Annotated in this window: 14 protein-coding genes; 12 read left to right on the top strand and 2 right to left on the bottom strand. The window is 72.8% G+C overall.

Annotation, left to right across the window (positions count from 1 at the left end):
- Nucleotides 1-204 precede the first annotated feature (204 nt).
- The 4 genes from ACFMQL_RS41560 to ACFMQL_RS41545 are packed head-to-tail and all read left to right on the top strand — an operon-like array spanning nucleotide 205 to nucleotide 3,764.
- A complete protein-coding gene (locus tag ACFMQL_RS41560; protein WP_364065779.1) occupies nucleotides 205-1,149 on the top strand; it encodes a heme o synthase in 945 nt (314 codons plus the stop codon).
- A 53-nt stretch (nucleotides 1,150-1,202) separates the two neighbouring features.
- Nucleotides 1,203-1,586, top strand: coding sequence for a metalloregulator ArsR/SmtB family transcription factor (locus ACFMQL_RS41555; protein ID WP_364065776.1), 384 nt, complete (start codon nucleotides 1,203-1,205; stop codon nucleotides 1,584-1,586).
- Nucleotides 1,583-2,587 (top strand): cation diffusion facilitator family transporter, encoded by a 1,005-nt coding sequence (locus ACFMQL_RS41550; protein ID WP_364065773.1) that lies wholly within the window; start codon nucleotides 1,583-1,585, stop codon nucleotides 2,585-2,587. Before ACFMQL_RS41555 ends, ACFMQL_RS41550 begins: the two co-directional genes overlap by 4 nt.
- Nucleotides 2,574-3,764: a PrsW family intramembrane metalloprotease gene (locus ACFMQL_RS41545; RefSeq protein WP_378790111.1), complete on the top strand. Its 1,191-nt coding sequence runs from the start codon at nucleotides 2,574-2,576 to the stop codon at nucleotides 3,762-3,764. The genes ACFMQL_RS41550 and ACFMQL_RS41545 overlap by 14 nt, the downstream gene beginning before the upstream one ends.
- Here the strand turns inward: ACFMQL_RS41545 and ACFMQL_RS41540 are convergent.
- Both ACFMQL_RS41540 and ACFMQL_RS41535 read right to left on the bottom strand, forming a co-directional pair.
- The gene (locus ACFMQL_RS41540) at nucleotides 3,740-4,465 is read right to left on the bottom strand and encodes an ElyC/SanA/YdcF family protein (RefSeq protein ID WP_364065768.1); all 726 of its coding nucleotides are present in this window, start codon (nucleotides 4,463-4,465) and stop codon (nucleotides 3,740-3,742) included. The two genes, ACFMQL_RS41545 and ACFMQL_RS41540, sit on opposite strands and share 25 nt — an antisense overlap.
- A gap of 221 nt (nucleotides 4,466-4,686) precedes the next feature.
- On the bottom strand, nucleotides 4,687-5,673 hold the full coding sequence (locus tag ACFMQL_RS41535; protein ID WP_364065765.1) for a COX15/CtaA family protein: 987 nt from the start codon (nucleotides 5,671-5,673) through the stop codon (nucleotides 4,687-4,689).
- An 87-nt stretch (nucleotides 5,674-5,760) separates the two neighbouring features.
- On the opposite strand from ACFMQL_RS41535, the gene ACFMQL_RS41530 reads away from it, so the two are divergent.
- Genes ACFMQL_RS41530 through ACFMQL_RS41495 form a run of 8 tightly spaced genes read left to right on the top strand, consistent with a single transcriptional unit; the run spans nucleotide 5,761 to nucleotide 13,206 of the window.
- Complete coding sequence (locus ACFMQL_RS41530; RefSeq protein ID WP_364065762.1) at nucleotides 5,761-6,930, top strand: FAD-binding oxidoreductase; 1,170 nt, start codon at nucleotides 5,761-5,763, stop codon at nucleotides 6,928-6,930.
- Nucleotides 6,927-7,169, top strand: a complete 243-nt coding sequence (locus ACFMQL_RS41525; RefSeq protein ID WP_364911482.1) for a (2Fe-2S)-binding protein — start codon at nucleotides 6,927-6,929, stop codon at nucleotides 7,167-7,169. The genes ACFMQL_RS41530 and ACFMQL_RS41525 overlap by 4 nt, the downstream gene beginning before the upstream one ends.
- Complete coding sequence (locus ACFMQL_RS41520) at nucleotides 7,166-8,575, top strand: FAD-dependent oxidoreductase (RefSeq protein ID WP_364065756.1); 1,410 nt, start codon at nucleotides 7,166-7,168, stop codon at nucleotides 8,573-8,575. Before ACFMQL_RS41525 ends, ACFMQL_RS41520 begins: the two co-directional genes overlap by 4 nt.
- The gene (locus ACFMQL_RS41515; RefSeq protein ID WP_364065753.1) at nucleotides 8,575-9,468 is read left to right on the top strand and encodes a dihydrodipicolinate synthase family protein; all 894 of its coding nucleotides are present in this window, start codon (nucleotides 8,575-8,577) and stop codon (nucleotides 9,466-9,468) included. Before ACFMQL_RS41520 ends, ACFMQL_RS41515 begins: the two co-directional genes overlap by 1 nt.
- Complete coding sequence (locus ACFMQL_RS41510) at nucleotides 9,465-10,466, top strand: proline racemase family protein (RefSeq protein WP_364065750.1); 1,002 nt, start codon at nucleotides 9,465-9,467, stop codon at nucleotides 10,464-10,466. Before ACFMQL_RS41515 ends, ACFMQL_RS41510 begins: the two co-directional genes overlap by 4 nt.
- A gap of 10 nt (nucleotides 10,467-10,476) precedes the next feature.
- Entirely contained in the window at nucleotides 10,477-11,442 is a 966-nt protein-coding gene (locus ACFMQL_RS41505) for a proline racemase family protein (protein WP_364065748.1), read from the top strand.
- Nucleotides 11,439-12,524, top strand: a complete 1,086-nt coding sequence (locus ACFMQL_RS41500; RefSeq protein ID WP_364065745.1) for an ornithine cyclodeaminase family protein — start codon at nucleotides 11,439-11,441, stop codon at nucleotides 12,522-12,524. The genes ACFMQL_RS41505 and ACFMQL_RS41500 overlap by 4 nt, the downstream gene beginning before the upstream one ends.
- A 13-nt stretch (nucleotides 12,525-12,537) precedes the next feature.
- Entirely contained in the window at nucleotides 12,538-13,206 is a 669-nt protein-coding gene (locus ACFMQL_RS41495; RefSeq protein WP_364065742.1) for a GntR family transcriptional regulator, read from the top strand.
- The last annotated feature ends 152 nt before the right edge of the window (nucleotides 13,207-13,358 follow it).

Genomic DNA, 13,358 nt, shown 5'->3' with positions numbered 1-13,358 from the left:
CCTACACGGGACACTAACCGAGTAGGGACGGCGATCGATTCCCATTCCACCCTCGCGTGTCCATGTACGGCTCAAGCCCCCCATTGGCCGGACCGGCTCACCCTGCGACTACAGTTTGTTTGTTCGCAGGGGCGTTCCGGCGCCCGCCCAAGGATCCGCTCTAATCAGAGGTTACGCGTTGACTTCCGACAGGCTGGAAGCGCCTTGACGGTGCTGACCAACAGGCAGGCGACGGCCCCGTCACCGAAGGTGGAGGCGCCGCGCACGTTCGGCGTGGTCGTCAAGGCCTACATCGCACTCACCAAGCCGCGGATCATCGAGCTGCTGCTGATCACGACGCTGCCGGTGATGTTCCTCGCAGCGGGCGGCCTTCCGCCGCTGTGGACGTCGATCTCGGTCATGGTGTTCGGCACCCTATCGGCGGGCAGCGCCAACGCGCTCAACTGCTATGTGGATCGCGACATCGACCAGAAGATGCGCCGCACCCGCAAGCGCCCGCTGGCCAGGCACCAGGTTTCGCCGCGCAACGCGCTGATCTTCGGCATCGTGCTCGGCGTGGTGTCCACGGCCGGGCTCTGGCTGACCACCAACTGGCTGGCCGCGCTGCTGTCGCTCGGCGCGATCCTGTTCTACGTGCTGGTCTACTCGATGATCCTCAAGCGGCGCACGGCCCAGAACATCGTGTGGGGCGGCATCGCCGGCTGCATGCCGGTGATGATCGGCTGGGCGGGCATCACCGAGCGGCTCGACTGGGCGCCGCTGGTGCTGTTCGGGGTGGTGTTCTTCTGGACGCCGCCGCACACCTGGACGCTGGCCATGCGCTACAAGGAGGACTACGCGGCGGCCAACGTGCCGATGCTGCCGGTGGTGGCCACCGAGCGGCGCGTGGTGCTGGAGTCCATCGCCTACACCTGGGCGACCGTGCTGTGCTCGCTGGCGCTGTGGCCGGTGGCGGGCACCACGCTGTTCTACCCGATCGTGGCGGCCGTGCTGGGCGTGATGTGCCTGTGGGAGGTGCACCGCCTGCTGTCCAGGCTCAACGCCGGCAAGACGGGCGTGCATCTGCGGCCCATGCGCTTCTTCCACTGGTCGAACGCCTATCTGGCGCTGCTCTTCCTCGCCGTGGCGATCGACCCGCTGTTGTCCTGACTTTTCTGGCCCGGCCGTTGCGCCGGGCTTTTTCACGTTCGTACCATGCACATATGAACACCTCTTCAGATGTTGTCACGGGCCTGGACGGATGCGCGGTGCCGGAGACCGACGCCGCGAGGGTCGCGGCCACCCGCGACCGGCTCGTGACACCTGAGGAGGCGACCCGGCTGGCCGAGCTGTTCCGCCTGCTCGGCGACCCGACCAGGGCCCGCCTGCTGTACGCGCTGCTGGAGGCGGGCGAGCTGTGCGTGTGCGACCTGGCGGACGCCGTCGAGGTGTCCGACACCGCCGTCTCCCACGCGCTGCGCCTGCTGCGCACGGCCGGGATCGTGGCCAGCCGCAGGGCGGGCAGGACGGTCTACTACCGGCTGGCCGACGCCCACGTCCGCATGCTGCTCGACCTGAGCCGGGAGCATCTGAAGGAGACGGGATGAGCGGTGTGCAGCACGGCCGCACCCATGCTGACGGACATGCCCGCGCTCATGGGCACGGGCACGGGCACGGGCACGCGCTGAGCCCCGACGCCGACAGGCGGTACCTGTGGGGCGCGCTCGCGCTCATCTGCGGCTTCATGGTGGCCGAGGTGGTCGCGGGCGTGGTCGCGAACTCGATCGCGCTGATCTCCGACGCCGCCCACATGCTGACCGACGCGAGCGCGATCGCGCTGGCGCTGCTCGCCATGCGCATCGCCGCCCGCCCGGCCAAGGGCGCCTACACCTTCGGCTACAAGCGGGCCGAGATACTCTCCGCGCAGATCAACGGGGTGACGCTGCTGCTGCTCGTGGCGTACTTCGCCTACGAAGGCGTGCAGCGCATCCTGCAGCCGCCCGACGTGCACGGCCCGGTCGTGCTGGTCACCGCCGTGGCCGGCATCGCGGTCAACGCGGGCGCCGCCTGGCTGCTGTCGAAGGCGAACCGGCGCAGCCTCAACGTCGAGGGCGCCTTCCAGCACGTGCTCAACGACATGTACGCCTTCGTCGCCACCGCGGTCTCCGGCCTCGTGGTCTGGCTGACCGGCTTCCGCCAGGCCGACGCCATCGCCGCGCTCGTGGTCGCCGCGCTCATGCTCAAGGCCGGCTGGGGGCTGCTGCGCGACTCCTGCCGGGTGCTGCTGCAGGCCGCGCCCAGCGACCTCGACCCCGACGAGATCGGCCGGCTGCTGGCCTCGGACGCCGACGTCGAGGAGGTGCACGACCTGCATGTCTGGACGGTGACGAGTGGCTATCCCACGCTCTCGGCCCACGTGCTCGTCAGCCGCGGCTCGGATTGTCACAAAGTGCGCACGCGCCTTGCCGACCTGCTGCACGAGCGGTTCGCGATCGGCCACACGACGCTGCAGGTCGATCATGGGGTGCCGGGGCTCGACCGGCACTGCGCCGACCCACACGGACCCCGGCACTGCGATCCGTTAAAGTCACCGTATGGCGACCCGTGATCCACGCTGGGTGTTGAAGGACCGCCCGTCGTTCGCGTTGATCATCGGGCTGGTCATCACCGGCATCTGCGCCTTCGTCTCGTTCTCCTTCGACCTGATCAATGGCGCTCCGGTGCAGTTCTTCATCGCGCTCATGCTGGCCCTGGCGCCGGTGCCGCTGCTGCTCGCCGCGGTGCTGGCGCTCGACCGCATGGAGCCGGAGCCGCGCAGCAACCTCATCTTCGCCTTCGCGTGGGGCGCGGGCATCGCCGTCCTCGTCGCCGGCGTGATCAACTCGCTCAACCTGCACTACATCATCGACACCGCCAAGCTGTCGGAGGCCAGCGCCCGCAACATCGCGGCCACGTTCGGCGCGCCGGTGGTGGAGGAGACGATGAAGGGGCTGGTGCTGCTGGGGCTGCTGCGCTTCCGCAGGGCCGAGCTCGACGGGCCCACCGACGGCGTCATCTACGCCAGCATGGTCGGTCTCGGCTTCGCCATGAGCGAGAACGTCAGCTACTACCTCGGCGCGCTGTCCACCTCGGGCGTCAAGGGGCTGGCCGTGACCGTGGTGCTGCGCGGGGTGCTCTCGCCGCTGGCCCACCCGCTGTTCAGCTCCATGATCGGCGTCGCGGTCGCGTACGCGGCGCAGCGCAGCGGGCCCGAGCGCACCACGTACGTGCTGGCGGGCTGGACCGGCGCGATGATCCTGCACGGCCTGTGGAACGGCCTGGCCTCCTACGGCGGCTTCCCCGGGCTCGTGGTGGCCTACCTGGCGCTGCTGGTCGTGCTGGTGGTGCTCATCGGCGTAGTGTTCAGGGACCGGCGGCGCATCGTGGCGCTCATCCAGCGCTACCTGCCGCCGTACGAGCCGACCAAGCTCGTCACCCCGGCCGACATCTACATGCTCTCGACGTTCTCCCGCCGCCGCCAGGCGCGCCAGTGGGCCCGCGCCCACGGCGGCAAGGCCGGCGTGCGCGCGATGCGCGACTACCAGCTCGCCGCCACCGAGCTGGGCCTGCTGCACGAGCGTGCCGCCCGCCACATGGTCGACGAGCACACCTTCCACGAGGAGCAGCGGGCGCTGCTCGAATGCATGAGCACGGCCAGGGCCGACTTCCCGGTGCCGTCGATGCACGCGCGCTCGGTGGCGAGGGGGTCGCCGCCGCCCGGCTACGCGCCGGGCGCCCCCACCTGAGCGCCGCCGGGCCGGGCCAGGATCTCGGTGAGCGAGACCTCGCGCGGCCCCGGGTAGACGGGGTCGGAGTGCAGGACCACGGCGTCGACGAACGCCTTGCCCGCGGCGAACACCTCGCGGGCGGCGCTCGCGTAGGTGGTGACGGCGTAACGCCTGACCGAGTCGTCACCCACCCCGAACGCCTCCAGCCCCGCCGCCCTGCACAGCGTCACCGCACGGGGAATGTGGAACTCCTGGGTCACCACGGTCACCTTCTCGGCGCCGAACACCCGGCGCGCCCGCACGCACGAGTCCCACGTGTCGAACCCGGCGTAGTCGAGCACCATCACGGCGTCCGGCACGCCCCTGGCGCGCAGGTAGTCGCGCATCGCCGTCGGCTCGTCATAGTCCGCGCGGCTGTTGTCGCCCGACAGCAGCAGCGCCCGCACCTTGCCCGCCCGGTACAGCTCGGCGGCGATGTCGAGCCTGCGGGCCAGCATCGGGCTGGGGTGGACGCCGTCGTACAGGCCCGCGCCCAGCACGAGCGCGGCCTGCGCCTGCGGCACCCGCGCCTGCCAGCCCGGCTCCTCCGCCGTCGCGCGATGTCCCGAACTGCTCAGCCAGGCCCACGTCATGGGCGCCAGGGCGAGCACGCTGGCCAGGACCAGCCCCTGGTACGCCCGGCGCAGCGTCTTCCGAGAGAGGCGGACTTTTCCCAGCAAATCGCACCCTTCCAGGACCGGGGGAGTGGCGGACATCTCCCATAAACCCTGGCATATCCGATCAGAGGGCGTCGGTCTTTCCGGTGGGGGAGTGGGTTCCGGTCAGAGGGCGTCGGTCTTTCCGGTGGGGGAGTGGGTTCCGGTCAGAGGGTGGTGGTCGTTCCGGTGGGAGTGGGTCGCCGTCAGAGGGTGGTGGCCGTTCCGGTGGGGGTGGGTCGCGGTCAGAGGGTGGCGGCTGCTTCGGTGGGGGAGCGGGTCGCGGGGGCGGGCTCGCGGTCGCGGGCGCGCAGCGAGGTGACGACCCGCAGCGTGGCGGTCCACACCAGGGTCGAGCCGAGCACGTGCAGCAGCACCAGCAGGGCCGGCACGGCGAGGAACCACTGCGTGTAACCGATCAGGCCCTGCAGCAGCTCGGCTCCGAAGAGCGCGAGCGCGGCACGGCGGGCGGGCCGGGGCCCGTTGGTCACGTGGAGGGCGAACAGCAGCGCGAACGTCAGCCCGACCACGACGTAGGCGATGTCGGCGTGCAGCCGGGCGATGACCTCGATGTCGAAGTCGAAGCGCGAGGCCAGCTCGTCGCCCGAGTGCGGGCCGGTGCCGCTGACCCCGACGCCCACCACCAGCAGCACGAACACGGCGGCGAGCAGCACGTGGCCGAGCCTTCTGACGTCGCGGTGCGTGATGCGCCGCATGGGGGCGTCGCCCTCGCCCGAGCGCGCGTACAGCAGCCAGCAGGCCGCGATGAGGCCGCTGGAGATCAGGTAGTGCATGCCCACCGTGAACGGGTTGAGCATGGTGCCCACCACCAGCCCGCCCCACAGCGCCTGGGCGACGATGCCGACCGGCTGCAGCCAGGCCAGCCGCACCAGCGAGGAGCGCCGGGGCGACAGCCGCAGCGCCGCGAGCACGCACGCCACGCCCACCGCCAGCACCAGGAACGTCAGCAGCCGGTTGCCGAACTCCACCGCCATGTTGAGCGGGTCGACATCGGCGTGCACGACCGGGACGAAGCTGTCGGGAGTGCATCGCGGCCAGGTCGGGCAGCCCAGCCCCGACTCGGTCACGCGCACGCCGGCCCCGGTGACCGTGATGCCGGCGTTGACCACCACGGACGCCAGCGCCCAGGCCCGCATCGACCGCTCGGTCGGGGCGAGGAAGGAGCGCAGCAGCCGGACGAAGGGGTTGGTGCTGTCGGCGGGTAGCTTCACGCCATCGATGGTAGGGGCCGTGACAGGCGGTCCCGCCACCGGCCACCGGGCGGCTCGCCGTCCCGGTCTTTCACCATTACAAGGTATGTGACATATTACTGGAAGGAGGTGGTGATGTCCGACGTCATCGTCGTCGGCGCCGGAGTCGTGGGCGCGGCCTGCGCCTACTACGCCGCGCGCGCGGGCCTCGACGTGACCGTGATCGACCGCGGCTCCGTGGCCGCGGGCACGACCGGCTCGGGCGAGGGCAACGTGCTGGTCTCCGACAAGGAGCCGGGGCCGGAGCTGGAGCTCGCCGTGCTGTCCAACGGGCTGTGGCGCGAGCTGGCCGGGTACGGCGGCTTCGAGTTCGAACCGAAGGGCGGGCTCGTCGTCGCCGAGACCGGCAAGGTCATGGCGGCGCTCACCGAGCTGGCCGCCGAGCAGGGCGTGGAGCACACCCTCGTCCAGGCGTCCGAGCTGCGCGACTACGAGCCGCACCTGACGCCGGAGCTGGCCGGCGGGGTCTTCTACCCGCAGGACGCGCAGGTCCAGCCCATGCTCGCCGCCGCACGCCTGCTCAGGCACGCCGCCGAGAGCTTCGGCGAGGGCACGCTACGGCTGCACCTCGGCGCCGAGGTCACCGGCTTCCTGCGCTCCGGCGACCGGCTCACCGGCGTGCGCACCACCAAGGGCGACGTGCTCGGCGACGCCGTCGTCAACGCGGCGGGCACCTGGGGCGGCGAGATCGCCGCGCTGGCCGGCGTCGAGCTGCCGATCCTGCCCAGGCGCGGCTTCATCCTCGTCACCGAGCCGCTGCGCGAGCCGCTCATCCGGCACAAGGTCTACACCGCGGCCTACGTCACCAACGTCGCCAGCGACAACGCGGGCCTGGAGACCTCGGCCGTCATCGAGGGCACCCCCGCCGGGACCGTGCTCATCGGCGCCAGCAGGGAGCGCGTCGGCTTCGACCGCACCACCTCCGTGCCCGTGCTCGCCAAGCTGGCGCGGCAGGCCGTCGAGCTGTTCCCCGCGCTGCGCGGGATCCGGGCCATCAGGTCCTACTGCGGGTTTCGGCCGTACTGCCCCGATCACCTGCCCGTCATCGGCGCGGACCCGCGCGTCCCAGGGCTCTACCACGCGTGCGGGCACGAGGGCGCCGGCATCGGGCTCGCACCCGCCACCGGGCACCTGCTCGCCCAGCTTCTCACCGGCGACAAGCCCGCGCTCGACCTCCACCCCTTCCGCCCCGACCGTTTCGCGAAGGAGGCCGCATGACGTTCCACATCACCGTGGACGGCCGGCAGGTGCCGGTCGTGCCCGGCCAGACCATCGGCGCGGCCCTGCACGCGGCCGGCGTGCGGTCGTGGCGCAGCACCAGGTTCGGCGGGCGGCCGCGCGGGCTGTTCTGCGGCATCGGGGTCTGCTTCGACTGCCTGATCTCGGTCAACGGGCGGCCGCCCGAGCGGGCGTGCCTGCTGGAGGCGGCGCCGGGAGACGAGGTGACGACGGCGTGACGTACGACCTCCTCGTGGCCGGCGGCGGGCCCGCCGGCGTGGCGGGCGCGCTGACGGCGGCCCTGGCCGGGCTGCGGGTGGCCCTGGTGGACTCCGGTCAGCGGCTCGGCGGCCAGTACTTCCGCCACACCGCCGCGGACGAGACAGGGCCGGGCGCGAAGCCGGATCTCGCGAGGTTCCTGCGCCAGGCGCGGGCCCTGGAGGCGCGCGCCGACGTGCTGCTGCGCCACCAGGCGTGGAACGTCTCCCGCGAGCCGGACGGCGACCTCGTCCTGCGCTGCGTCACGCGCAACGGGGACGGCGAGCGCGTCGCCGAGCTGCGCGGCCGCAGGCTGCTGATCGCGACCGGCGCGCACGACAGGCCGCTGCCGTTCCCCGGCTGGGACCTGCCCGGCGTGCTCACGGCCGGAGGCGCGCAGGCGCTGCTCAAGGGCTCGGGCGTGGTGGCCGGACGGCGCGTCGTGGTCTCCGGCACCGGGCCGTTCCTGCTGCCGGTCGCCGCCGGGCTGGCCGCCGCCGGAGCGCGGGTGCTCGGCGTGCACGAGGCGAACGGCGGGCTCGGTCTGGCCAGGCACCCCTTGCACGCGCTGTCCAAGGCGGGCGAGGCCGCTGGGTACGCCGCCGCGCTGGCCCGCCACCGGGTGCCGTACCGCACCCGCCAGGCCGTCGTCGCCGCGCACGGCGATCGCGAGGTCGAGGCCGTCACCCTGGCCAGGCTCGACGCCGCGTGGAACGTGCTCGCCACCCGCGTCGTCGAGTGCGACACCGTGGCCGTCGGCTACGGGTTCGTCCCGCAGATCGAGCTGGGCACCCAGCTCGGCTGCGCCACCAGGCACGACGCCGACGGCAGCCCGGTGCTCGCCGTGGACGCCGCCCTGCGCACCAGCGTGCCCGGCGTCTGGGCGGCCGGCGAGCCCACCGGCGTGGCCGGATGGCGGCCCGCCGAGACCGAGGGCCGCGTCGCCGGGTACGCCATCGCCGCCGACGCGGGCCGCCCTGCCACGGCGGGGCCCGACGGCGTGCCCGCGGTGCTCGCCAGGCGGCGCGAGCGCGGGCGTGCCTTCGGGGCTGCGCTGCAGCGGGCGTACCCCGTCATGCCGGGCTGGCGCACGTGGCTGCGCGACGACACGCTCGTGTGCCGCTGCGAGGAGGTGCCGCTGGCGCGCGTACGCGAAGCGCAGGCACTGGGCGCCACCGGCGCCCGCGCCGTCAAGCTCCTGGCCCGCCCCGGCATGGGCTGGTGCCAGGGCCGCATCTGCGGCTACGCCGTCTCCTGCCTGGCCGGGGAGCCGCCGCAGCCGCCGCGCCGCCCGATCGCCCAGCCGGTGACGCTGGGCGCGCTGGCCGAGCTCACCACCGACCAAGACGAGAGCACCGCTCGCCGACCCTCTGGAGGACTGCCCTGATGGACAACCGCAGCAAGCCCTGGCACGGCGTCATGGTCGCCACCGCGCTGCCCCTGCGCGAGGACCTGTCGGTCGACTACGACCGCTACGCCGAGCACTGCCGCTGGCTGATCGAGAACGGCTGCGACGGCGTCGTGCCGAACGGCTCGCTCGGCGAGTACCAGACGCTCACCCCCGGCGAGCGGATCAAGGTGATCGAGACCGCGGTCGAGGCCGTGGGCGGCGCCAACGTCATGGCGGGGGCGGGCGCGTACGGCGCGGCCGAGTCCCGCCGCTGGGCCGAGCAGGCGGCCGCGGCGGGCTGCGGATCGGTGCTGCTGCTGCCGCCCAACGCCTACCGGGCCGACGAGCGGGCCGTCCTGCAGCACTACCGCGAGGTCGCCCGGGCGGGCGTGCCGATCGTGGCCTACAACAACCCCTACGACACCAAGGTCGACCTCACCCCCGCGCTACTGGCCAGGCTGCACGAGGAGGGGCTGATCGTGGCGGTCAAGGAGTTCACCGGGGACGTGCGGCGCGCGTACGAGATCGCCGAGCTGGCCCCCGAGCTCGACCTGCTGATCGGCTCCGACGACGTGCTGCTCGAACTCGCGATCGCCGGCGCGAAGGGGTGGATCGCCGGCTACCCCAACGCGCTGCCGCAGTCCAGCTCCGCCCTCTACCGCGCGGCGGTGGCCCGTGACCTCGACACGGCGTTGCCCCTTTACCGGAGCCTGCACCCGCTGCTTCGCTGGGACTCCAAGACGGAGTTCGTCCAGGCCATCAAGCTGTCGATGGACCTGGCGGGCCGTCACGGCGGTCCGTGCCGGCCGCCCAGGCAGCCGCTCACCGAGGAGCAGGCCGCCGTGGTGCGCGCGGCGACGGAGAAGGCACTGGCAGAAGGGCTGCGATGAGGACAAAGCGCGTTTTCCACGCCGTCGACTCCCACACCGAGGGCATGCCGACCCGGGTCATCACCGGCGGCATCGGCGTCATCCCGGGTGCGAGCATGGCCGAGCGGCGCGTCTACTTCCGCGACAACCTCGACCACATCAGGACCCTGCTGATGACCGAGCCGCGCGGTCACTCGGCCATGAGCGGCGCCATCCTCCAGCCGCCCACCAGGCCGGACGCGGACTTCGGCGTGCTGTTCATCGAGGTGTCCGGGCTGCTGCCGATGTGCGGCCACGGCACCATCGGCGTGGCGACCGTACTGGTCGAGACCGGCATGGTCGAGGTGGTCGAGCCCGTCACGACCGTGCGTCTGGAGGTGCCCGCCGGGCTCGTCGAGGTGGACGTCGCCGTCGAGGACGGTATGGCCATGTCGGTGACGCTGCGCAACGTGCCCTCCTACTGCGACCGGCTGGACGCCAAGGTGAGCGTGCCGGGCTTCGGGGAGATCCCGTACGACCTGGCCTACGGCGGCAACTTCTACGCCATCGTCAACCTCGACGACTACGGCCTGCCGTTCGACCGCGCCGCCAAGAACGAGATCATCGCCGCCGGCCTGAAGACCATGGAGGCGATCAACGCCGCCGACGAGCCGGTGCACCGCGAGGACGACCGCATCCGCGGCTGCCACCACGTGTACTTCGCCGCGCCCGGCTCCGACGCCGTGCACTCCCGCCATGCCATGGCCATCTACCCGGGCTGGTTCGACCGCTCGCCCTGCGGCACCGGCACCAGCGCCCGCATGGCGCAGCTCCACGCGCGCGGCGAGCTGGAGGTGGGCAAGGACTTCGTCAACGAGTCGTTCATCGGCACCCGCTTCATCGGCCGCGTGCTGGAGGAGACCGAGGTGGGCGGACGGCCCGCCGTCCTGCCGTCGATCACCGGGCGGGCCTGGATCACCGGCACCGCCCAGTACTTCCTCGACCCCCGCGACCCGTTCCCGGCCGGTTTCGAGCTGTGAGGCGGCCGCTGTGATCACGACGATCGACTACCACACGGCCGGCGAGCCGTTCCGCATCGTCACCGGCGGCGTGCCGGAGATCGCCGGGTCCTGCGTGCTCGACCGGCGCACCACCGCGATGGCCGAGTTCGACGACGTGCGGCGGCTGCTGTGCCTCGAGCCGCGCGGCCACGCCGACATGTACGGCTGCTTCCCGGTGCCGCCCGACGACGACGGCGCGCACCTGGGCGCGCTGTTCTGGCATAAGGACGGCTTCTCCACCGCGTGCGGGCACGGCACGATCGCGCTCGGCGCGTACGCGGTGCACGAGGGCCTGGTGGCGGCGCCGCCCGACGGGGTGACCGACGTGGTGGTCGACGTGCCGTCGGGGCGGGTCACCGCCCGCGTGCGCACCGTCGCGGGCCGCGTGGACGCGGTGACGTTCGTCAACGTCCCCTCCTTCGTCCTGGACCGCGGCGTGCAGGCGGGCGACGTCCGCGTGGACCTCGCCTACGGCGGCGCCGTCTACGCCTCGCTGCCCGCCGCCGGCCTCGGGCTGACCGTCGAGCCGCGGCACCTGGACGCGCTCATCGGGCACGCCCGCCGCATCAAGGCCGCGCTGGCCGGGCACCCCGCCACCAGGCACCCGTCCGACGAGCGGCTCTCCGGCGTGTACGGCGTGATCTTCCACGAGGAGCTGCCGGACGTGGACGGCGTCAGGCACCAGCGCAATGTCACCGTCTTCGCCGACGGCGAGGTGGACCGCTCGCCCTGCGGCTCCGGCACGGCGGCCAGGATGGCGCTGCTGCACGACGCCGACGGCACCGCGACGCTGGTGCACGAGAGCGTCGTCGGCAGCGTCTTCACCGCCCGCGTGGCCGCGCGGACGGCCGGCGGCGTGGTGGTGGAGATCGACGGCACCGCGTACCGGACGGGACGGCACACCTTCGAGCTCGACCCGGCCGACCCGTTCCCGACCGGGTTCACGCTCCGATGAGCGGCCCGGCCGGCGACCCGGTGGGCGCCGCCATGGGCGGGCTGCCCTACCTCGACGCGGCCGCCGTCGAGCGGCTGGTGCCGATGGGGCGGGCCGTGGACGTGCTGGAGGAGGCGCTGCGGGCGGGCCTCGACCCCGAGGACACCCCGCAGCGGCCGATCGTGGACGTGGCCGCGGGCCAGCTGCTGCTCATGCCCGCCGCGACCCGCACGTACGCGGGCGTCAAGGTCGTCTCCATCGCCCCGGCCAACCCCGGGCGCGGGCTGCCCCGGATCCAGGGGACGTACCTGCTGTTCGACGGCGACACCCTGGCGCCGCTCGCGGCCATGGACGGGATCGCGCTCACCTCGCTGCGCACGCCCGCCGTCTCCGCCCTGGCCGTGCGGCACCTGGCGGAGCAGGACGCGCGGCGGCTGGTGGTGTTCGGCAGCGGGCCGCAGGCGTACGGGCACGTGCTGGCGCTGCGCGCGGTACGGCCGGTCGAGGAGGTCACGGTGATCGGCCGCGACGCCGGGCGCGCGGAGGCGCTCGCGGGCCGCTGCCGCGAGCTGGGCCTGAAGGCCCGCGCATTGACCGGCCGCGACCCCGCCGTCACGGCCGGTCAGGCGGCGGATGCCGCGCCGGAGCCGGCGGCGGCTTCCGCCGCGGATCGGGCGGCGGGTCCGGCGGACGACGGCGAGATCGCGGTGGAAGCCGCCGTGGCCGAGGCGGTCGCGGCGGCCGACCTCGTCGCGTGCTGCACCACCGCCAGGACCCCGCTGTTCCCCGGTAAGCTCGCCCGCGACGGCGTGACCGTCGTCGCCGTCGGCTCCCACGAGCCGGACGCCCGCGAGCTCGACGGCGACCTCGTCGCGCGCGCCACCGTGGTCGTCGAGGCGAGGGCGGCGGCCCTGGAAGAAGCGGGAGATCTGCTCGTCCCGATCGGCCGGGGTACCATCACCTCTCGTCATCTCGCCGGTAACCTCGCCGACCTGATCGCCGGAAGGGTCGTCGCGGGCCCGGGGCCGCGCGTGTTCAAGAGCACCGGCATGGCGTGGGAGGACCTCGTGGTCGCGGCTGCCGCTTACGAGGCGTGGACATAGAAGGGATGGGCGGATGGCTGCCGAGGACCGGCTGGATCTGCCGATGGTGGGAGAGCGCCAGAGCCTGCGCGAGCAGGTCGCGCACGCGTTGCGGGCCGCGCTGATCACGGGTGAGATGCGGCCGGGGGTGGTCTACTCCGCCCCGGTGCTGGCCGCCCAGTTCGGCGTCTCCGCGACGCCCGTCCGCGAGGCGATGCTCGACCTGGCCAAGGAGGGCCTGGTCGAGGCGGTGCGCAACAAGGGCTTCCGGGTGACCGAGCTGTCCGACCGCGACCTCGACGAGCTGACGGAGATCCGCCAGCTCATCGAGGTGCCGACGGTCGCGCGGCTGGCCGACAGCTCCCGGGCCGAGGAGTTCGAGCGGCTGCGGCCGATCGCCGAGGAGATCGTCTCGGCCAGCGAGCGCGGCGACCTGCTCGCGTACGTGGACGCCGACCTGCGCTTCCACGTGGAACTGCTGTCGCTGAGCGGCAACTCCCACCTGGTGTCGGTGGTGCGCGACCTGCGCAACAGGGCCAGGCTGTACGGCCTGTCGCAGCTCTCGGAGCGCGGCACGCTGACCGACTCGGCCAGGGAGCACCTCCAGCTGCTCGACGCGCTCAGCAGCGGCGACAGCGAGGCGGTGAAACGCCTGATGGCCGAGCACATCGGCCACGTGCGCGGCATCTGGGCGGAGCACTGACGCGGGCGGATCCGTACGAGCGGGAAATCACCCCCGAACGTTGCACTGGCCGCAAGTTCTGACATTCGGGGATCGAGCACTCCCCGATCGAGGTAATCTCGATGCGGGCCGCCCGAGCGGTGCACGCCGGTGGTCCCATCATTCTCACCACG

Origin of the sequence: Nonomuraea fastidiosa, from assembly GCF_042751225.1 — a bacterium.
GTDB lineage: Bacteria > Actinomycetota > Actinomycetes > Streptosporangiales > Streptosporangiaceae > Nonomuraea > Nonomuraea fastidiosa.
This window is presented reverse-complemented; position numbering and strand designations above follow the sequence as displayed.